Source organism: Paenibacillus sp. J22P165, assembly GCF_059692015.1.
Genome location: NZ_JCAUAP010000008.1, coordinates 468,810 through 489,684, shown reverse-complemented (window position 1 = coordinate 489,684; position 20,875 = coordinate 468,810). Strand labels below are relative to the sequence as shown.

Below are 20,875 nucleotides of genomic sequence, written 5' to 3'. Positions count from 1 at the left end.
GGTCCTAATGAGCACTTTTGACAATGCTACCATTTCCGTACGGCAGTTTACGATCTTGATTATTCTGGGGGTTATTGGAGATTCAATTCTCATTATGCCGACCATCCTTGCATCAACTGCAAAGCAAGATGCATGGTTATCTATGTTGTTAGCCATCTTTCTTGGACTCGTAACAGGAGGTATATTTGCAGGTATTGCGAACAAGCTTCGCAGGCGGAGACTTTTTAATCTCATTAAGCTAAATCTAGGAGTTTGGTTGGGAAGTTTGGTCATCCTACTATTTCTACTCGAATTCTATTTGTGTTCACTAACGTTGTTAAGTGAGATGAGTCAGTTTATGACAACGCAATTAATGCCAGAAACACCCATTAATGCGATTATCGCTGTATTCACTTTGGTCATTATTATCGCTTATAGGTATGGTATTGAAGCATTTGCTCGAATGGGAGAGTTATTATTTCCTGTTTTTATGCTGTTATTCCTCATTCTCTTCGTTTTATTGCTGCCACAAGTGGAATTTGCCAATTTGCGACCCATAGCAGCAGACGGAATGGGAACGATTTGGCGTGGGGCTTTAATGTCTTTTGCAACTGCCTTTACAGAAATGGTTGTACTTCTAATGCTAGTACCCAATGTCGTTGGTAATATATCACTGACCAAACCAATCTTAACTGGTTACGCGATCGGTGGTACCATTTTATTTGTCACCGTAATTCTGTGTGTCCTTGTGTTAGGACCAAATTTAATGGAAACGAAATATTTTCCGACCTTCGTACTCGCACAGAAAATAACGATAGGACACTTCCTAGAGAGACTAGAGGCAGTTATGGCTTTTCTATGGTTCATATCGGTGTTTTACAAAACGTTGCTTATCTTTTTCTCACTGACCTCAGGCCTAGCAGAACTGTTTCAGTTGAAGGAGAGTCATATGCTGACTATACCTATAAGTATGCTGCTTCTCGTAGGAACCGTTGCAGGTACGCCTAATATTACGCAATATAATGCGATTCTGGAAACTTATTACACTTGGTTTGACTTAACTTTTTGTGTCATGATTCCCGCACTGCTGCTCATCTTGTTTTATATTTATGATCTCCGAGATAAACGGAAAAAGGAACAGTGACAGTGACAGTGACAGTGACAGTGACAGTGACAGTGAACTACATTTAGTTGATGACGGAATTGTGATAATTAACAATCTAACTTAACAAATCCTGATTGCAGGAGGACAACCATGAATCAACTGTTCAAATTGAAAGAACGAGGGACTTCCATATCCACAGAGCTGTTGGCCGGTGTTACAACATTTCTTACAATGGTCTATATTGTCATTGTGAATCCAGGGATATTAAGCACAACAGGGATGGACTTTCATGGGGTATTCATGGCCACTGTGCTCGCAAGCATAGCAGCCACGCTCATCATGGGCCTGTTCGCGAATTATCCGATCGTACTTGCGCCAGGTATGGGTTTGAATGCTTATTTCGCATTCACGGTGGTGGGAGGCAATGGTGTGCCGTGGCAAGTAGCTCTAGGCGCTGTGTTTATGGCTGGCATTCTGTTCATCGTGCTGTCGCTCACGTCATTCCGTTATGTGTTGCTCGACGCAATTCCCACCAGTCTCAAACACGCAATCACTGCTGGTATAGGACTGTTTATCACGTTTATCGGGTTGCAAAATGCCAAAATCATCGTGGATTCACCTGCTACCTTACTTACCTTAGGAAATCTGAAAGAGCCCATGACGGCTCTTACATTAATTGGTCTCATCATTTCGCTCGTCTTATTAGCGTATCAAGTTCGTGGCTACTTATTCTTCGGTATGCTGATCACGGCGGTACTGGCATGGATGTACGGACTTTTAGCTATGCCGGAGACCTTTGTTGCAGCTCCTACAGGATTAGGTGCAACAGCTTTCCAACTTGATATACAGGGAGTATTTTCGGGAGGCTTATACGCCGTTATTTTCACTTTCTTATTGATTACCTTATTTGATACAACGGGTACCATGCTAGGGGTAGCCGAGCAAGCAGGCCTCCTCAAGGATAATAAATTTCCACGCTCGCGAGGAGCGCTTATGGCCGATGCGGTTGGTACAACGACAGGGGCACTGCTTGGGACGAGTCCAACCTCAGCGTATATCGAATCTAGTTCAGGAGTTGCCGTAGGAGGGAGGACAGGGCTTACTGCCGTTGTGGTTTGCGTGTTATTGGCGCTGACCTTATTCTTTTCACCGATTATTGCGGTTCTAGCGAGTATTCCGGCCATCACGGCTCCAACCTTAATCATTGTTGGCTTTCTCATGATGAATGTACTGCGCAAAATCGAATGGCAAGACCTGGAGGAAGCTTTCCCAGCCTTTCTAATCGTGGTTCTGATGCCACTGACGTATAGTATCGCCACGGGGATTGGCATTGGCTTTATCGTATATCCGATTCTCAAGCTCATCCGGGGGAAAAGGAAGGATGTACATCCTATTTTCTATCTTTTTGCGGTGTTGTTTTTTATACAGATTGTTTTGTTCACACACTAATGTAGGAAGCATAATTAGACGAAGCAGGCGCCGCGGCGCGCTGCTTTTTTGTGTTTCTATCGTCTCTCAATCAGGCATTCTCATCTCCGCTTGCATCCAAACCAATTGGGACAAGGGACATAAACTATCAAGAACTACGATGTTGAGAGAGTGGTGCAGATGGGAAAAGGAATTCTTAGAGCCGTTGCGCTAAGGTACAGTTTGACGATCCAACGAGTTGAGCTCATAAGGCATACATCGCGGGCTTTTGTCGTGAAAATTACTGCAGACGAAGGTCTGTTTATTTTGAAAAGGATGTCGATGGACGAGTACCGATTAAAAGATATGCTCGATATCGAAAACTTTCTCAGAAGCCGAGGCATTCATATTCCACTCGTATATCCTACCAATGAGAATCAGAATTACTTGAGTTATAAAGGGGATTTATATGTTCTTCAACAATGGATTTGCGGTGTTTCGTATCCACTGACAACGGTAGATAAAGCGATGAAATTAGCCGCATTATTGGGAAATATCCATGCGATTTCGAAAGAATATTATACCTCATATGGCCCTGTCTATCATGGATCGGCTAGGTGGGAGCGTGAATACGAGGAAGCTATTAGCTATTTAGAAAGATGGAAGAATGAAAGCTTGCAAAGTGATGAACCATGGCGACTGGCTGTGCTATCCTATGTAGATTTTTGTATAACAACAGGCAAGTATGTCCAAGAGCAGATAAGCGCTTGTTCTCGTGACTGGAAGGAGAATCAACCTCAACTAGTCGTAAGTCACAATGATTTTCATCTTCAAAATATCATACAAGAAGAGTCTCAAGCTATTTATATTCTGGATTGGGAATTTGTTAGATTCGATGTTCCTTCAAGGGACTTGAATCGACTTCTGTATGCCATAGTAAAAAAATCAACAGGCTGGAATCCACTCGTTTTTAAGAAGGTGATGCGAGCTTATTTAGCGCAAAATGGGCTGACATCACATGAAATGAAATTCATGTATCTCGATCTGGCATTTCCGCACAATGTGTGCCGGAATCTCATATGGGGCAAATTCAGTCGAATGACTGGGGAACAGATCAAGAATCTGTTGCAGAAAGAACAGGATAAGACCGTCTTTTTGCTTGAGGCTTATAGAAAGTGAAGTAGCAGTATTGTGTAGGAAGTTAGCCATTGTCTGCATTAAAACTTAGATAATTTCACGTTATAATGAGGAACGAAATGAATGTAAGCGTAATCATAGTGGTGAAATACTTTTGATGACATGGAGGTTGTAGAAATGTTGAAAAACGCAAAGCAGCTTATCAAATCAGTATGCATGATTACGTTGGGTTCGCTTCTCTTAACTTCATTCGGGATCCCAGCACCTTCCGCACATGCAGCCGTAGCCAGGCAGATGGAGAAGCTAGATCGCGGCTTAGTCGCCGTTAAGGTGAGCACAGGCGTCCTCGTCAGCTGGAGACTGTTGGGTACGGAGGCAGCTAGTACATCATTCAATGTTTATCGGAATGGTGTGAAACTTAATGCTACACCGATTACGACAAGCACGAACTATCAAGATAACTCAGGGACAACAAGCTCTAGCTATACCGTCACAGCTGTAGTAGGTGGCGTAGAGCAATCTGCATCTGCTGCCGCTACCCCATGGGCGAACAACTATTTGGATGTACCGTTGCAGAAACCAGCAGGTGGTACGACGCCGGACGGTGTCAGCTATACCTATACGGCCAATGATGCAAGTGTTGGTGATATGGATGGTGACGGTCAATATGAAATTATTTTGAAATGGGATCCTACGAATGCGAAAGACAATTCCCAAGATGGCTATACAGGCGAAGTATTTGTCGATGCCTATAAACTGAACGGCACGCGGTTATGGCGAATTAGCATGGGTAAAAATATTCGGGCTGGCGCGCACTATACGCAATTCATGGTCTACGATTTAGATGGGGATGGCAAAGCCGAAATCGCGATGAAAACAGCGGATGGAACGAAAGACGGCACTGGTGTCGTGATCGGTAGTTCAACAGCGGATTATCGCAACAGTGTGGGGAGAGTGCTGAGTGGTCCTGAATTTTTGACAATATTTGAAGGGACGACAGGAAGAGTATTGACTTCAACGAGCTATGATCCTCCGCGTGGGACAGTTGGAGATTGGGGCGATACATACGGAAATCGGGTAGATCGCTTTCTAGCAACGGTTGCCTATCTCGATGGGCAAAAGCCGAGCATTGTCATGGCACGCGGCTATTACACAAGAAGCGTTCTCGTGGCTTACAATTGGCGGAATGGTACACTGTCTAAATTATGGACTTTTGATAGCAACACCTCGGGTAACTCTGCGTATGCAGGTCAAGGCAACCACAACTTAACAGCCGCTGACGTAGATGGAGATGGCAAGGATGAAATCGTCTATGGTGCGATGACGATCGATGACAACGGCGCTAAGAAATACAACACAGCTTTAGGTCATGGCGATGCTCTTCACGTAGGCGATTTGGATCCAAACAGCGCGGGGCTCGAAGTGTTCAAAGTCATGGAAAGCACAAGCGCAGCCTATGGCGCTGCCGTGTGGAATGCTGGAACAGGCGCCATCAAGTGGGGCGTGAATACAGGCGCTGATACAGGAAGAGGAATGTCAGCCGATATTGATCCACGATACGCTGGCGAAGAAGTGTGGGCAAGTAACGGAGTCGGTCTTTATCAAATCAATGGGACCAAAATCAGTTCGACGATCCCTTCTTCCATTAACTTCGGTATTTGGTGGGACGGCGATGTTTCTCGAGAGCTTCTTGATCACAATTGGGATGGCACGAACGGTGTTGGACGCATTGATAAATGGAATTACACCAGTCTCAATACAACGACTTTATTAACCGCAACAGGAACCAATTCAAATAACTACACGAAAGGGAATCCTAGCTTGCAAGCCGATTTACTGGGAGACTGGCGTGAAGAGGTCATTTGGCGGAAGTCGGATAGTACAGCTTTACGTATCTACGCAACACCGTATGTGACAAGTACGCGTCTTTGGACGTTAATGCACGATCCTTTATACCGTCTGGATATCGCATGGCAGAATGTGGCTTACAACCAACCGCCGCACACGAGTTATTATCTTGGAACAGGCATGGCAACGCCTGCACAGCCGAATATCTATACCACGCCATAAGAAGTAGTCATGAGAAACGTTGGGTTAACGCCAGCGTTTCTTTTTTATTCCATTCTCATTTGTTGAATGCGCTTTCGGAAAGCAGCAGGTGAAGTGCCATAAAAAGCGGAAAACTGCCGTGAAAAGTAGAAGGGATGATTGAAACCAACTTCTTCGGCAACTTCGGCCATAGGCAATGACGTTGTTTCTATGAGTTTTCTAGCTTGTCGAAGTCGTGTTTTGTTTAACATGTCCATAACGGATTCACCGGTTTGCGTTTTAAAGAGGTGAGCGAATCTAGAAGGGGATAAATTAACTGAAGCAGCCAGATCAGCAACGGTATAGGGTTGGTTATAATGTTCTGCAATTAACGCTAGGGTTAGCTTGATGCGGGAATCGAGCGGGTATTCGGTTTGCATCGTACTTTTGGATAGCAGAAGGAGGATTTGTTCTAACGCGTTCATGGCTAATCGTTCTGCAAAGGGATCCGCTTCTTCGTTATATTGAAGTAATTGGGCAAAAGCGTTCGATAACCGGAACAACTCTTTATCGTTATCCAAACGGGCAAGTCGAATTCCTTTAATTGCCTCTGGCAGCTGTAAGAGTGGTAACCATTCTTTCTGTGGTACAAAATGACACCAATAAAATTCCCAGAGGGTATTCTCAGGTGTTCCATAGAAATGAGGGGTACCTGGTGTGATGATCGTTACCTCATTCTGCTGACAAGGATAAGTTTCTTTCCCGTTGTTGAAAAGGCCAGTTCCTTGTAACGTCAAGGTGAGATAATAATCTTTCGTACCGTTGGACCGTCTAACTTGGTAGCCGTAGGATTGTCGATAATGGCCTGATATCAGCTTCCCAGGGATCGTGATCAGATTTTCTTTGGCAGAAAAGGATATGAAATCAGTCATTCGGTGGACGCCTCCATTTCCCAGTTCATTCTTAGTATAAAGGATTTTATTGGGAAATAAATGGGGAATAAAAAAAGATGCCCCACAAGCCATAAGGCAGTGAGACATCTTTGAGAAATTAATAAGCTAATGCGAAAAGACCATGAATATGTGACAAGTAGCGAACGTTGCTCGCTTCTTTCATAAGTGTTGCAGGTAAGCCTTTGAGCTGTGTATTTTTTCCGCCAATGGTGCCAACGCCGTCTTTGCGACCAAGGCTGCCCAGTGTACCGGAGAAAACAGGAACGAATTTGTCCATCACGCCGCCTTTTAATTGAACGGACAAGTTATAACCTACCGTTTCACCCATTTGCCAAGCAAGTTGAGCAGTAGGTGGGTAAGGTCTTTCACTGCCTTCAGGGAAGACAACTGCGCAATCTCCAGCTAAGAAAATATCAGCATGGCTTGTGGATTGCAGCGTTGATGTTACGGTAGCACGACCGCGATCTTCCGCGATACCACAGCTGCCGACAACAGCATTGCCTTTCACGCCGCCAGTCCAAATAATCGTACCAGCCTCGATCGTTTGTCCACTTTTCAGAGATACAGTATTGGCTGTAGCTTCTGTGATTGCAACACCTGTTAAGAACGTTACGCCACGCTTCTCAAGGCTTGTTACTGCGCGCTCAATGAGTACTTGTGGGAATACAGGTAGAACAGCAGGGCCAGCTTCCACACAATAGATGGAAACATCCTTGAAGTCGATACCTTTCGCACGGCATACTTCAGGAAGTTTATCTGCAAATTCACCTACAAGCTCAACACCTGTTAAGCCGCCGCCGCCAACAACAATCGTTGCATCAGCTTTATTGCCAGATGCTTTGTAAGCGTCCAAACGAGCTTCGACATGCTCACGAATGCGGTTAGCATCTGCCGCGGATTTCAGAATCATGCTGTTCGCTTCCAAACCAGGAATACCAAAGTAATTCGTTTCGCTGCCTAGAGCTACAACCAGCGCATCGTACGTATGTACAGCACCGCTGTTTGTAAGTACTTTTTTCTCATTAGGTTTAATCTCAGAAATGGTGTCAACTACGATATTTACGTTCTTGTCTCCAAGAAGTTTTTGAAGAGGAAGCGCAACGGCTTGCTCTTGAATCGTACCACCAGCTAATCTGTGTAATTCAGTAATGATTTGATGCGTTGAGAATTTATTGATGATCGTAATGTTTGCTTCTGAAGCTGTCAAATGTTTACGTGCTGTTAATGCAGTCAGTAGACCGCCGTAACCGCCACCAAGAATTAGTATTTGTTTAGCCATCGTTATCATCCCTTGTCCGGATTAATTTTTTCGTTCAGCGAGTACGTTCAAGAATGCTTGTGCAAAACGAAGTGTTTTCTGCACTTCAGGGTCTTTCAGCATTTTCAACATACCGAAAAGACCGATGGTCGTTCCTACGTCAGCTTGTGAGCGTTCGCCAGCTTCAATTGCAGCTGATGCGATGTTTTTTGCTTTTTCTTGTACGGGTTTCACGAATTCGCCAATTCCTTGGGCAAAATCGTTGATGAGTACTTTGTCTGTCGCCACATTTTGCGCGAAGTCGTACGCCTTCGTTAGCATGGTAACCATCTCAGCTAACTTAGGAAGATTATCGACCAGAATAGAAAGAGATTCTTGAACCTCAGGCTTTAATAATTGGTCAAGTACGTCTAATGTTTTGGGTTCAGCAGCAAGTGTTGCTGCTACTTCTTGAACTGATGTCTGTGACATATGACAACTCCTCCTTTGCGTAGAAAAAAACGTATTACATTATTCTACACCTTTTGACAATAAATTTATAAAGGCAGATATTTCAAATTGGTGAACAAATCCTATATAAAACACAACTTGACCTAGAATAATCCCTGTCTAAGGGATATGAATTGATTTTATAATGAAGTTGTTAGTTGGATTGGCATTTATTGGATCAAGTACAAGCTAACTTTAGATGTGCAAAAGGAGTTGAGAAGGAGAAGGAAAGACCAATCGACGTAACAAGGCAATAGGCTTTGACAACTAGAAAGCGCATACATAAGAGGAGGCTCGTAATTATTATTTTTCACGGTACGAATATTAAAACTTAAGGAGCAAACGCACATGAAAATCGACAAGTCGAAAAAGATCATTCCTTTGGCTCTTAGTTGTATGCTTTCATTCTCCTTACTGCCGCTTGCTACACCCGCCTTCGCGGCGACATTGTTAAGTGATAATTTTGAAGCCTACAGCAGTTTCCCATCCGGTGGATGGACGAACGCTTCCGGAAATGGAACTTGGAGCATTGCTACGGATGGAAGTAAGGTTGCTACCCAAACGTCATCCACTTCCAATACGTACATTATGACGAATGGAACGTCATCTTGGACGAATTATACGTATTCGGCCAAAGTAAAAGTGGGATCAACTAGTGTTCGTAATGGGATCGTAGCTCGTTATACGAATAGTAATAACTACTATTTCCTGATTTTATATAATGGGAATTTACTTCTGAATAAAAAAGTAAGCGGTTCCACATCGACGATTCAGCAGGTTCCTTTCACAGCTAATACCTCAACTTTTTATAATTTGCAGCTAGAAGTGAATGGAACTTCGGTCAAAGGCTACGTGAATGGGACCTTATTGGTCCAAGGCACCGATAGCAGCTTGACGAATGGTGTACCAGGCTTTTATGCCAATGGTGTCGCTGAGTATGACGATGTTTCGGTAACCGACAGTGCGGCCAGTGATACGCAGGCACCAACAGTCCCAACGGGACTAGCAGCCTCGGCAGCCTCTAGCAGCCAGATTAACTTGAGCTGGACAGCTTCGACCGACAATGTCGGTGTGACAGGCTACGATATTTATCGTGCTGGCACACTTCTCGGATCATCCGCTACAACTACTTATAGCGATTCCGGTTTGAGTGCATCGACATCGTATTCATATACGGTTAGAGCCAAGGATGCAGCAGGCAATACTTCAGCAGCGAGCAGTACAGCAAGCGCTACAACGCAAGCGGGTTCAAGTGATACCCAAGCACCAACAGTGCCTACTGGGTTAGCTGCTACCGCGGTGTCGAGCAGCCAAATTAACTTGAGCTGGACAGCTTCGACCGACAACGTCGGCGTGACAGGCTACGATATTTATCGTGCTGGCACACTTGTGGGTTCATCCGCTACAACCGCCTACAGTGACTCCGGCTTGAGCGCATCCACATCGTATTCTTATACGATTAGATCCAAGGATGCGGCAGGCAATACATCTGCAGCAAGCAGTACAGCTTCAGCAACAACCCAAGCCGGTGGAGGCGGTACGGTTGTCAATGTGTCAACATCCGCGCAACTAACGTCTGCGATTAGCAGCGCGACAGCTGGGACAACGATTGTACTTGCCAATGGTACCTATACCAATGGGGGTAACTTCAGTATCAGCGGCAAAAATGGAACAGCCTCAAATCCGATTACGATTAAAGCTGCCAACACCGGGCAGGCTATTATATCGGGCAGCGCATATTTTATCGTAGCCAATTCCTCCTATGTCACGATTGAAGGCTTGAAATTTACGAATACAGGCAATACAGCGGTAAAATTAGATCAAAGTAACAACGTACGCGTGACACGTAATACGTTTGCCCTTACTGAAAATGGGAATTCACTGAAATGGGTTTACATTGGTGGTGCCAACAGCCATCATAACCGTATTGATCATAATGAATTCGGGCCTAAGCATGACTTGGGTAACTTTATTACAGTGGACGGATCTTCGACTCAAATCTCGCAATACGATACGATTGAGTACAACTACTTCCATGACATCGGTCCTCGTGCAACGAATGAAATGGAAGCCATACGATTAGGCGTCAGTACACTGTCCATGTCGAACGCCTATGCAACGATTCAATATAATTTGTTTGAAAACTGTGACGGTGATCCCGAATATATCTCTGTGAAAAGCGGTAACAACACCGTTCGGTATAATACGTTCCGCAACTCGCAAGGCGTGCTTTCATCTCGGCATGGACATGCTCAGAGCTTTTACGGCAACTTCTTCCTAGGGGATGGGGTGAAATCAGGCATCGGCGGTATCCGTCTGTACGCGAATGATCACAAGGTGTTCAATAATTATTTTGAAAACCTAACGGGCAGTGGGTACTCGGATGCGATTAACGTAGACGGTGGGGATTTTGACGGAGGTACGAATGGTAATTCGTACACGAGCTCTGATTTAAGCAAGCACTGGAGAGTGTACCGCGCGCAGATTGTTAACAACACGATTGTAAACAGTACAACCGGGATCGTGATCGGCGGGAACTACTCACAAGCGCCTGTAGACAGCATCATTGCAAACAATATCGTGAAAAACGCAACAGGTACGTTATACAATCAGGTGAAAACCAGCAATACCACGTTCCAAGGAAACATTGGCTTCGGTTCCACGTTAAGCAATGTGGCTAGAACATCTGCTGAAATCAATAACGTGAATCCATTGTTAACGACGTCAGGCGGCTTACAGAAGTTATCTAGTTCAAGCCCGGCGATTAATGCTTCAGCAGGTTCTTACACGTTTGTTACGACGGATATGGATGGTCAGAGCCGTTCGGGAACGAATGATGTAGGCGCGGATGAGTATGCAACAAGTTCAGTAGTCCAAGTGCCGTTGACAACTGCACAAGTAGGACCGCTAGCACCATAAGAGATAAAGGGATGCTATACGCGAAGAGCGTATGGCATCCCTTTATCTTTAACATAGATTTTTTTCCAATATTAGTTTATTTGCACAACAAATGAGGGGTACCATACGTCTAACTAAAATGGCATACATTGGATGTAGAGGTGGTTTGGTTTGATGAATAGGAAATGGTTGATTTACGCAATTTTAATCCTTACTTGTATCGTCGGCTGTGAAAGAGAAGAAAAGGATGTACCCGTAACACCTGCTAAGGAGAGTACGATACCGGTTGAAATGCCCTCCGTATCACCAACTTCCAAGTCAAGTGAAGTCACACCATTCGTGGAAGTACCTCAGCAAGCTGTCAGTATTCGTTTGGAGCCAAGAGGTTACTTAAGAGCACCCGTTGAGACGATTGTCGCGGACACACCGCAAACATTCGCCATTACGTTTCCTGAAGGGATGAATCGCAAATCTGTAGAGGAAACATTACGTAAAGCTATCACGATGAGTGGAGATCCTAGTCCACAAATAGACGTCGTATTCAATTGGCACAATGAGAGAGAGTTAAACCTCACCGTCTCCATAAAAGGTCTCGTTAACAATACGTATCCAACACATGGCTATTCCGTTGATGTGAACGGAGCAGTAACAAGTTCAGGTACAGTACTGAGAGATACCCCTACATTTCAGACCTATATTCAAAAGCCTCAACAATTATGGCGCATCTCCGTCGAAGATGGACGTAAGGAAAAGATCAGTAAGTTCACTTAACCCTATCATTTGCAGGCCTTGTATAGTGCCGATTTCATGCTAGCTACGCAATTCCTTGACTACTGCGAATGTGATGCGACATTACCGCTATCCCATTCGGTCTATAACGTTGGTCTTAATGAAATGAAGACGTATCCTATACCGCTTATGATTCAATATAAAGGGAAAGGCGATTTTGTCGCGGACACACGAGGATTTTTCTATGAGCAACCGAAGAACGGCGTTGAGATTCCGCGAAGCGAAACGGAACTAGAAATTCACGTGGCGGGCTATGTCCATGGGGCCTCATTTAGTCTAGATCGTAAGCAATTGATTCTGGCCCTCGGCCAAGAAAAGCAAGAGACGGATTTGGATTTTGTCATTTATCACTTGGAAACGAAGAAAATAGTGAACCTCCCCAAAAAACTCATTGGTCAAGTACCTGATAATCAAGTTAGCTCTACTAAAATTCCCATTCAATTTCAAGATGATGGCAGGTACGTCTATACGTATATGATAAATGAAGAGACACATGAAAGTCAGGAATTCCGCTATTCGTGGAGCAGTGGCATGTTTGAGGCGTGGAAATCGCCAATTGGAGATCATGGTTGGAGTGGATTTGTGGCTTCAGACGATGGGGCATATCGTTATTATTACAACGGTAATGGTGTGATGTATCATGAAAACGAAAGGATGACCCTGCCAGCCGATTTACAACCACGTTTTTGGCAAAAAGGAACTCATCGCTTTGTGTCATTCAAGAATATGAACTTTAACGCCAATTCTTCTGTATCCCTGTATAGTTACAACGTCGATGATCAAAAAGAGAAAATGATTGCAAAGCTTAGTCCTGGCGATTATTACTTGGTTGGTAGCAGCACGGATGGACAATGGGTTTATGTATCTGCTGGAAATGAATTATGAGTGAAAAGCTGCGCGCTGATCGCTAATAAAAAGGCTCCTCATCTTAACGGATGATGGAGCCTTTTTACGCATAAGATCAAGCTTTCTGCCGGTACAGCTCATAAAATTATCCATCTTTCTTAAAATAATCAACCTGCCATTTCCTAATTAAATCCATGTTTATGTGAAGTGATGGTTTTTTTGTCGACGCTATTTCAGTAGGCTAAAGTAACCAGTCGAATGGAAAGAAGGAATGGTCACCTCATGAAACCAAGTATACCAATGGGAATTAATGAAAATGGAAAATTTAAGAAAATAGTACTGAAACTGAGCAGAAGCAAACAACTTTACCTCATGCTGCTGCTTCCGATAATCTATTTTATTATTTTCAAATATATACCCATGTTCGGCATCCAAATTGCTTTCAAGAAATTTATGGCGGTGAAAGGGATTTGGGATAGCCCTTGGATTGGCTTCAGGAACTTTGAGAAATTGTTCGCTTCCTATCAATTCAAACGAATTGTGCTAAATACAATCGGCTTAAGTTTCTACCAATTGATTGTCGCTTTCCCATTTCCAATCCTTCTGGCACTAGGTATACATAATACGAATAACAAGACATACAAGAAAATCGTACAAATGACGACGTATGCGCCGCATTTTATTTCGACGGTCGTCATTATCGGGATTGCGCTGCAGTTCTTGAGTTTGAGATTAGGGATCATCAACCATCTCATTGCCTTTTTCGGAGGACCACAGATCGATTTTCTCGGCGAGCCCGCCTACTTCAAATCTATCTATGTGGGGACGGAAGTTTGGCAGAATGCAGGGTGGGGAACCATCATCTACTTGGCTGTGCTTGCGGGTGTTCATCCAGAACGATATGAAGCAGCGCTCATGGATGGGGCGACGAAATTCCAGCGGTTAATCTATATCGATATTCCTGCCATCATGCCGACCGCCATTATTCTCCTCATTTTACAAACGGGACATATCATGCAAGTAGGCTTCGAAAGAGTGTTGCTGCTACAAAATCCTTTAAATTTAAGAACGGCGGAAGTGCTCCAAACCTATGTGTATAAAGTGGGATTAGCGTCCGCGATGACGGACTATTCCTTTGCAACCGCCATCGGTTTATTCACCGGCGTGGTCAATTTCATTTTTATCATTACCGTGAATCAAATCGCCAAAAAAGCAGGCCAAGTAAGTCTATGGTAATCGACAATCCCATGAGGGAAGGAGATGAGCAGTTGTATGTACGCTTTTCAAGAAAGTAAAAAAGATCATGTCTTTAATGTGATTAATTATCTATGTATCACCTTGTTTTTCCTAGCTGTTTTGTATCCTATTCTGTATGTCGTAAGCTCATCCTTCAGCTCTCCGGAAGCTGTTCTAACAGGAAGAGTGCGACTATGGCCTGTTGAGCCCAGTATTGCAGGGTACAAAGCGCTATTTGAATATAAACCCATTTGGCGAGGATACTCGAACTCCATCATTTATACGGTGGTAGGAACTTTCATCAATGTGGTCTTGACGATTTTGGCAGCGTACCCGCTTTCTCGCAAAGATTGCTATGGGCGCGGCGGCATTATGCTATTCATGGCGTTTACGATGATTTTCAGCGGCGGCCTTATTCCAACGTACTTGGTCGTAAACGGACTAGGATTAGTGAATTCAATGTGGGCCTTAATTATCCCGAGTGCCATCACCGTGTTGAATGTGGTTCTGGCTCGCACGTATTTCCAAAGCACCATATCTGATGAAGTGCTGGAAGCGGCTCAAATGGATGGCTGCAGTGATTTTCAATTTCTAGGGTATGTCGTGCTGCCATTATCCAAAGCTATCATTGCTGTCATTTCCTTATTTTACGCGGTAGATCATTGGAACTCATTTTTCGATGCGCTGATTTACTTGCGAGATAAGGATAAGTTCCCATTGCAGATGTTTCTCCGCGATATTCTAATCCTCAATTCCGTCGATACATCTTTAATTGGCGTGGATTTAGATGAGATGAGCGCTAGGGAAGGAGTGAGGGAGCTACTCAAGTATTCTGTCATTATCGTTTCAAGCATCCCCGTTTTACTGATGTACCCGTTTGTCCAGAAGTATTTTGTAAAGGGAGTCATGATTGGTTCTATTAAAGGTTAACTACTTTTTCAGGAGGAAACGACAATGAACAAGACCAAGAAATTAACAGCGGTGCTAAGTTTAACGGTATCAACGGCTTTCGTGTTTGCGGGCTGCTCCGATAAGGCTGCGCAAGATCAGCCAACGGTGACACCTGTGAAAGAAGAGAAGGTGACAGCAGCAGGTTCCTTTCCGATTACAAAAGAAAAGACGACGCTCAAAATATTTACTCTGAATGACCCTGTCATCGAAAATATCGAAACAAATGAACTGACCAAGGAATACGAAGAAAAAACGAACATTCATATTGATTGGTCACTTGTTAGCAGTAAGGATATGGAACAGAAAAGAAATCTATTGTTAGCTGCGAACTCGGATCTGCCCGATGTGTTTATGAATACGAAGATCAGCAATGTCCAACAAGTGCAGTATGGGAACCAAGGGGTTCTGTTGGAGCTGAACGGTTTAATTGATAAATATGGCTTTCATATTAAAAAACTCCTAGACGCGAATCCGCTAATTAAGCAAATGATCACTACGCCGAATGGCAAGATCTATGCGCTGCCTTCCGTTGAAGAAACGTATCATACGACATTAGGGCAAAAGCTATGGATTAACCAAGATTGGCTGACGAAGCTTGGGCTCAAAATGCCGGAAACGACAGATGAGCTGTACACGGTTCTCAAAGCTTTCAAAGAAAAAGATCCGAATGGCAACGGCAAAGCGGATGAAATCCCGCTGACAGGCAGCATTAACGGCTATAACATCAACGTATATCACTTTATTATGTCTGCTTTTGTGTATGATAGAGGCTTTGATGAGCGGCCATTTATTTTGGAGAATGGAAAAGTATCTACCTCTTTTGACAAAGCAGAGTGGAAGGAAGGCTTGAAATTCCTTAACAAGCTGTATAAGGAGGGCTTACTGGATAAAGGAGCAATCACGCAGGACAATGCGCAATTAAAACAACTGGGTAACAACAAAAATGATGTTCTGATCGGTAGTGTGACTGCAGGTGCGATGACTGGGTTTATGGCGGCAGGCACCGATAGAATGAAGAGCTACACCTCAGTTCCGCCATTGAAAGGTCCAAAAGGGGTACAAACAACGGGATACTATCCGTATCAAGTCGACTCAGGCAAGTTCGCGATTACGAGCGCAAGTAAAAATCCAGAAGCCGCGATTCGTTGGATCGACTGGTTCTATAGTATTGATGGCACATTGAGATCGAATGCAGGAAGACAGGATATTGAGTGGCGATATGGGAAAGACGGAGAGAAGGGCATTGATGGCAATAAGGGCACATTCTTCCGAATCTTGAAATTCGGCAACACGCAGAATGTGCACTGGAACAAGAATACACCTGTGTATTATCCGCAAGCCTTCCGCAGTGCGAATATTGCTGAAGCGACAGATCAAGAATCCATTCTGTATCAGGAAACGAAGAAGAAATATGAGCCGTTTAAGCCAAAAGAAGTGCTGCCACCTATCTTTTTAGAGGAAAAAACAGCGGAAGAGTACAATGGCATTGATTTCTCCATTATGGAATATGTGAAAGAATCGACGGCTAGATTTGTCGTTGGGGACCTTGATGCTGACAAAGACTGGGATACCTATCTGAAAGAGCTAGATAAAATCGGCTTGAAGAAATACGTTGATCTCACGCAGAAGGCTTACGACAAACAATATAAAAAATAAGAAGAACGACAACGTTATCATCTGGGGCACGATGGCTGTGCCTCTTTTTATGTAGAAAAGCAGAAAGGAAGTGGAGCCACCATGCAGACGAAGCGGAAAAATATCTTATTTATTACAACCGATCAACAGCGCAAGGATACAGTAAGGAGTTATGGCAATGAGCATATTCAGACACCGAATTTAGATAGGCTTGCCCAAGAAGGGATACAGTTTAATCGCGCTTACTGTGAGAGTCCGGTCTGCACACCATCGCGGATAACACTGGTTACGGGTAAGAAATCAAGTCACCATGGTGCGACGCATCACAATAACTCCATGCGCAGCGGCGAGAGAACCATAGGTGATGTGCTTAGCGAGCAAGGGTATCGGACACATTTTATCGGTAAAGCGCATTTCAAATCGCAACAGCATCGAGGGACAGAGGAGTCAATCGCGGACTGGCGAGAGGGGAAGTTGGAAGCGTGGAACGGGCCTTACGCAGGTTTTGAAACGGTGCAGCTCATACTAGGGCATAGTAATTCATTGTATGGGCATTATGGCAAGTGGCTCCGAGAGGAGCATGCAGAAGACTATCACTATTTTAAGACAGAAAACATGCAGAAGCTGGATGTATCCTGTGGTCAAGGGGTGTATAAGAACGATATTCCTGAGCAGCTATTTTCCTCTAGTTATGTAGGAGATCAAACCTGCAGCTTTCTGGAATCGGTGAGGGACAGTGAACAACCGTTTTATTGCTTTGCCAGCTTCCCGGACCCGCATTGGCCGATTATGCCGCCGAAACCATTCTTTGACATGTATGAAGGCGTGGAGATCCCAGCTGTGACGCCTTATAACGGAGAAGCGGAGCAAGACAATTATCCGCAGCAATTCAGAGCGCTTCGGCACGAAAATAGGAAAGGCTATGATGGCGGTGGGCATTATGTCAAGGATGTGTCTGATCTAGCAATGATCACACGTGCGTATTGGGGGGCAGTCAGTCTTATTGATAAAAATGTGGGGAAAATGCTAGATAAACTGCAAGAGCTCGGCTTAGCAGACGATACCATTATCGTTTTTACCTCGGATCATGGGGAATACATGGGCTCACACGGTTTAATGGCTAAAGGTGGCTGTCTCTATGAAGAGCTGATTAATATTCCTTTTCTCATCAAAAATCCGGGCTCTTCCTACACAGGCGTTCAGACAGAAGCCCTCTTGTCATTTGTAGATGTTGTACCTACACTCCTGGAAGCTGTAGGTATTGACCAGCATACTTTGTCAGCGGATGGGGTATCGCAATGGGCAGTCGTGAATGGGGAGAGCGAAAGTGTACGTGAACATTTAACCCTTCTCCATGCAGGGCGAGATCGTCGATTAAGCCCTGATCAACATGCGTTGATTACGGAGGAATGGAAGTTGGTTTATGTCGCTGGCGATCCGAATGGTGAGCTATACAATTTGATTCAGGACCCGCAAGAACTGAACAATTTGTATAACAAAAGCGAGTATGGTGTCATTCAGAAACAGCTTACGCTGCAACTCTTGGATGAGTTAATTTTGCAAATGGATTTGGAGCCCATCGCCACACAACAAACAGCTGGCAAATTTGGCATCCATCATATGTCATATGACGTATGGAAAAAAGAATTTGACCAGTTAGAGCAACAGACAGGAAAGGTATGATGCGATGAATAGGCAGCCGAATATGCTATTTGTTTTTCCTGATTCCCATCGGGGGGATTGGATGCCTTATGAGGGCGCGAATTTGCCGTTACGGATGCCTCATATCCAGCAATTGATGCAGGAAGGGGTTACGTTTACACAAGCGATTACACCGTCGCCCTTATGTGCCCCGGCGAGAGCGTGTTTGGCTGCCGGAGTCAGGTATGATCAGTGTGAAACACCGAGTAATGAGGCGAATTACCCGTTAGAAAAGAAGACCTTCTACAGTGTGCTTAAAGAAGCTGGTTACCAGGTCGGCGGAGTAGGAAAATTCGATCTTCACAAGCCTACCTACTGGTGGGGGTTGGACGGTTGGATCGATGATTTGGCTACGCTTGGATTCACTAAAGCCATAGATAATGCTGGCAAAATTGATGCTATTCTATCTGGGAAGGAAGGCCCGAAAGATCCTTATATGGCCTATTTATATCAACGTGATCTTGCACAGCTTCACATGGCGGACATGAAGAATCGCAAGGGACATGGTACAGCACCGACCGATCTGCCAGAAGATGCGTACTGCGACAATTGGATTACATCGAATGCGGTGAGTCTGCTGCAGAATTTTGATGTAAACCAGCCTTGGTTTTTGATGGTGAACTTTACGGGACCGCATGGACCATGGGATATCACGAAACGAATGAAAGCGTCTTGGCAGGATGTTACTTTCCCATTGCCTTACAATTGGGAACCAGATGGGGATCGCAACCCTAACGAAATTCGGCAAAACTACGCGGCCATGCTGGAGAATATTGATCGAAATATCGGACTGATCATCGATGAGATCAAGATTAGAGGCGAATGGGAGAATACGATCATTGTGTATGCTTCGGATCATGGTGAAATGTTAGGAGATCATGGTCGTTTTGGAAAATGTGTTCCACACCGCAGTTCGGTGCATATTCCACTGGTGATCAGCGGTCCAGGCATCCGTCGCGGGGAGGTTTCTGCAGCGCTAGTAGAGCTGCAAGATTTAGCTGCGACTTTCACGGCGTATGCGGGCACGGTCATGCCGGAAGCTGTGGATGCAATCTCATTAAAGCCGCTTCTGGAAGGGAAACAGGTGCAGCTTCGGGACTATCAAGTCTCGTCACTGGCTGCCGACGGCAAACACAATAAACGTAGCTGGTCGTTGATTTCCGACGGCACATTTAAGCTGATTATGACCGATAATGAAGAACCGAAGTTATTTAATGTCGTTAATGATCCATGGGAAAATAGCGATATTGCTCAGCAACATGAGCAGGTTGTGCGTGAATTACAAGGCGCATTGAAGCATTCATCAAGCTAAAGGAGAGATCATCATGTTACCTGTTCCTGCTTATTTAGAACGGTATGCGGAGCTGTATCAACACAACCCCCGTGAAGCAAATTTGGCTTGGTTCAAGGAGGCCAAGTACGGACTGTTTCTTCATTACGGCCTATACTCCTTATTGGGCGTTGATAGCCGTGAAGACGAAAAAATCATGGAATGGGTGCAATATAACCGACAAATTCCTGTCAGTGAATACGCAAAGTTGAAGGATCAATTTACGGCTGAACATTTTGATGCGGATGCCATAGCGGCTTTTGCCAAAGAAAGCGGAATGAATTATATCAATTTGACGACACGCCATCATGAAAGTTTCTGCTTATTTGAGACGCAGTTGACCGACTTTAATAGCTTGAATTCGCCAGCAAAGCGTGACTTGGTGAAAGAATTGGCTGATGCCTGTGAGAAATATCAATTAGGCTTCTTCTTGTACTATTCGCATGGAAGAGATTGGAAACATCCACATGCACCCAACAATAATCTTTGGGGCAGTGCTGCGCGACCAGCATATAACCCAGATGAGCCGACATATAAGTATGGAGAAGAGAGTCAGTTGTCCATTTACGTGGCTTTCATGAAGGCCCAGATAACGGAATTGCTTGTCCAATATCCCACTGCTGCGGGCATTTGGTTAGATGGGATTGGCGTATTGAGGACGGGGGACCATACACAGTTCAATTGTGAAGAGTTATACGAACATATCCGAGCAACATCCCCTCATGCTTTGATCTCATACAAACAAGGCTTATTGGGTACAGAGGACTTTTTTGCTCCGGAGCATAATATTGAAAAGCTAAATCAAGGGGATCAAGCAGAAGGAAAGATAGTCGAAGTCTGCACGACGATGATTAATAACCCTGTTTCGTGGGGATACAAAGCCGAAGCGAAGCATCTGACAGAAGGGGAAGTATGGGATAAGTTAATGGCAGCGAGAGCTAAGAAATATAACTTGCTTTTGAATATTGGCGTGTTACCAGATGGCTCTTTGGATCCCAAAGATAAGGACGTTTTAACGAAAATAGGACGTCGACTTGGTGATGGTAACTGATGATAGCGTTTTCATCAAAGTGTGTAATTCCGACTTGACACATGGGAATTATGTGAATATAATGGGTTCACCGCTAGTGATC

General features: G+C 44.4%; 16 protein-coding genes. 13 read left to right on the top strand and 3 right to left on the bottom strand.

All coding sequences use genetic code 11. The features are described from left to right. Positions 1-7: 7 nt before the first annotated feature. The 4 genes from AC58QM_RS22265 (at position 8) to AC58QM_RS22250 (ending at position 5,698) form a co-directional block, all read left to right on the top strand. The gene (locus AC58QM_RS22265) at positions 8-1,123 is read left to right on the top strand and encodes a GerAB/ArcD/ProY family transporter (RefSeq protein ID WP_497287045.1); all 1,116 of its coding nucleotides are present in this window, start codon (positions 8-10) and stop codon (positions 1,121-1,123) included. 111 nt (positions 1,124-1,234) lie between these two features. Continuing rightward, a complete protein-coding gene (locus tag AC58QM_RS22260; RefSeq protein WP_497287044.1) occupies positions 1,235-2,533 on the top strand; it encodes an NCS2 family permease in 1,299 nt (432 codons plus the stop codon). A 159-nt stretch (positions 2,534-2,692) separates the two neighbouring features. Beyond that, positions 2,693-3,670 (top strand): YutH/CotS family kinase-like spore coat protein, encoded by a 978-nt coding sequence (locus tag AC58QM_RS22255; protein ID WP_497287043.1) that lies wholly within the window; start codon positions 2,693-2,695, stop codon positions 3,668-3,670. A 174-nt stretch (positions 3,671-3,844) separates the two neighbouring features. Beyond that, complete coding sequence (locus tag AC58QM_RS22250) at positions 3,845-5,698, top strand: rhamnogalacturonan lyase (RefSeq protein WP_497287112.1); 1,854 nt, start codon at positions 3,845-3,847, stop codon at positions 5,696-5,698. A gap of 44 nt (positions 5,699-5,742) precedes the next feature. Here the strand turns inward: AC58QM_RS22250 and AC58QM_RS22245 are convergent, their stop codons facing one another. The 3 genes from AC58QM_RS22245 to AC58QM_RS22235 all read right to left on the bottom strand — a co-directional run bounded on the left by AC58QM_RS22245 (position 5,743) and on the right by AC58QM_RS22235 (position 8,338). After that, positions 5,743-6,588: a helix-turn-helix domain-containing protein gene (locus AC58QM_RS22245; protein WP_497287042.1), complete on the bottom strand. Its 846-nt coding sequence runs from the start codon at positions 6,586-6,588 to the stop codon at positions 5,743-5,745. A 118-nt stretch (positions 6,589-6,706) separates the two neighbouring features. Next, entirely contained in the window at positions 6,707-7,888 is a 1,182-nt protein-coding gene (locus AC58QM_RS22240; protein WP_497287041.1) for an NAD(P)/FAD-dependent oxidoreductase, read from the bottom strand. Positions 7,889-7,909: 21 nt separating this feature from the next. Further along, positions 7,910-8,338 (bottom strand): DUF1641 domain-containing protein, encoded by a 429-nt coding sequence (locus AC58QM_RS22235; protein ID WP_310224276.1) that lies wholly within the window; start codon positions 8,336-8,338, stop codon positions 7,910-7,912. Between the two features lie 366 nt (positions 8,339-8,704). Here AC58QM_RS22235 and AC58QM_RS22230 point away from each other — a divergent pair, with 366 nt between their 5' ends. The 9 genes from AC58QM_RS22230 to AC58QM_RS22190 all read left to right on the top strand — a co-directional run bounded on the left by AC58QM_RS22230 (position 8,705) and on the right by AC58QM_RS22190 (position 20,793). Then, positions 8,705-11,275: a chondroitinase-B domain-containing protein gene (locus AC58QM_RS22230; RefSeq protein WP_497287040.1), complete on the top strand. Its 2,571-nt coding sequence runs from the start codon at positions 8,705-8,707 to the stop codon at positions 11,273-11,275. Positions 11,276-11,428: 153 nt separating this feature from the next. Beyond that, positions 11,429-12,025, top strand: coding sequence for a hypothetical protein (locus AC58QM_RS22225; RefSeq protein WP_497287039.1), 597 nt, complete (start codon positions 11,429-11,431; stop codon positions 12,023-12,025). A gap of 36 nt (positions 12,026-12,061) precedes the next feature. Then, complete coding sequence (locus AC58QM_RS22220; protein WP_497287038.1) at positions 12,062-12,928, top strand: hypothetical protein; 867 nt, start codon at positions 12,062-12,064, stop codon at positions 12,926-12,928. A 243-nt stretch (positions 12,929-13,171) separates the two neighbouring features. Next, positions 13,172-14,125, top strand: a complete 954-nt coding sequence (locus AC58QM_RS22215) for an ABC transporter permease (RefSeq protein ID WP_497287037.1) — start codon at positions 13,172-13,174, stop codon at positions 14,123-14,125. Positions 14,126-14,149: 24 nt separating this feature from the next. Further along, a complete protein-coding gene (locus tag AC58QM_RS22210; protein WP_497287036.1) occupies positions 14,150-15,055 on the top strand; it encodes a carbohydrate ABC transporter permease in 906 nt (301 codons plus the stop codon). 24 nt (positions 15,056-15,079) lie between these two features. After that, entirely contained in the window at positions 15,080-16,732 is a 1,653-nt protein-coding gene (locus AC58QM_RS22205; protein ID WP_497287035.1) for an extracellular solute-binding protein, read from the top strand. An 81-nt stretch (positions 16,733-16,813) separates the two neighbouring features. Then, complete coding sequence (locus AC58QM_RS22200) at positions 16,814-18,394, top strand: sulfatase family protein (protein WP_497287034.1); 1,581 nt, start codon at positions 16,814-16,816, stop codon at positions 18,392-18,394. A gap of 4 nt (positions 18,395-18,398) precedes the next feature. Further along, on the top strand, positions 18,399-19,724 hold the full coding sequence (locus AC58QM_RS22195; RefSeq protein ID WP_497287033.1) for a sulfatase family protein: 1,326 nt from the start codon (positions 18,399-18,401) through the stop codon (positions 19,722-19,724). Between the two features lie 13 nt (positions 19,725-19,737). After that, the gene (locus tag AC58QM_RS22190) at positions 19,738-20,793 is read left to right on the top strand and encodes an alpha-L-fucosidase (RefSeq protein ID WP_497287032.1); all 1,056 of its coding nucleotides are present in this window, start codon (positions 19,738-19,740) and stop codon (positions 20,791-20,793) included. The last annotated feature ends 82 nt before the right edge of the window (positions 20,794-20,875 follow it).

What these genes read in the sequence shown, in the direction of transcription:
- AC58QM_RS22190 (WP_497287032.1), top strand. Translation starts at nt 19,738, where the DNA reads ATGTTACCTGTTCCTGCTTATTTAGAACGGTATGCGGAGCTGTATCAA.
- AC58QM_RS22245 (WP_497287042.1), bottom strand. Translation starts at nt 6,588, where the DNA reads ATGACTGATTTCATATCCTTTTCTGCCAAAGAAAATCTGATCACGATC.
- AC58QM_RS22225 (WP_497287039.1), top strand. Translation starts at nt 11,429, where the DNA reads ATGAATAGGAAATGGTTGATTTACGCAATTTTAATCCTTACTTGTATC.
- AC58QM_RS22240 (WP_497287041.1), bottom strand. Translation starts at nt 7,888, where the DNA reads ATGGCTAAACAAATACTAATTCTTGGTGGCGGTTACGGCGGTCTACTG.
- AC58QM_RS22230 (WP_497287040.1), top strand. Translation starts at nt 8,705, where the DNA reads ATGAAAATCGACAAGTCGAAAAAGATCATTCCTTTGGCTCTTAGTTGT.
- AC58QM_RS22255 (WP_497287043.1), top strand. Translation starts at nt 2,693, where the DNA reads ATGGGAAAAGGAATTCTTAGAGCCGTTGCGCTAAGGTACAGTTTGACG.
- AC58QM_RS22235 (WP_310224276.1), bottom strand. Translation starts at nt 8,338, where the DNA reads ATGTCACAGACATCAGTTCAAGAAGTAGCAGCAACACTTGCTGCTGAA.
- AC58QM_RS22265 (WP_497287045.1), top strand. Translation starts at nt 8, where the DNA reads ATGAGCACTTTTGACAATGCTACCATTTCCGTACGGCAGTTTACGATC.
- AC58QM_RS22210 (WP_497287036.1), top strand. Translation starts at nt 14,150, where the DNA reads ATGAGCAGTTGTATGTACGCTTTTCAAGAAAGTAAAAAAGATCATGTC.
- AC58QM_RS22205 (WP_497287035.1), top strand. Translation starts at nt 15,080, where the DNA reads ATGAACAAGACCAAGAAATTAACAGCGGTGCTAAGTTTAACGGTATCA.
- AC58QM_RS22220 (WP_497287038.1), top strand. Translation starts at nt 12,062, where the DNA reads ATGCTAGCTACGCAATTCCTTGACTACTGCGAATGTGATGCGACATTA.
- AC58QM_RS22195 (WP_497287033.1), top strand. Translation starts at nt 18,399, where the DNA reads ATGAATAGGCAGCCGAATATGCTATTTGTTTTTCCTGATTCCCATCGG.
- AC58QM_RS22260 (WP_497287044.1), top strand. Translation starts at nt 1,235, where the DNA reads ATGAATCAACTGTTCAAATTGAAAGAACGAGGGACTTCCATATCCACA.
- AC58QM_RS22200 (WP_497287034.1), top strand. Translation starts at nt 16,814, where the DNA reads ATGCAGACGAAGCGGAAAAATATCTTATTTATTACAACCGATCAACAG.
- AC58QM_RS22250 (WP_497287112.1), top strand. Translation starts at nt 3,845, where the DNA reads ATGATTACGTTGGGTTCGCTTCTCTTAACTTCATTCGGGATCCCAGCA.
- AC58QM_RS22215 (WP_497287037.1), top strand. Translation starts at nt 13,172, where the DNA reads ATGAAACCAAGTATACCAATGGGAATTAATGAAAATGGAAAATTTAAG.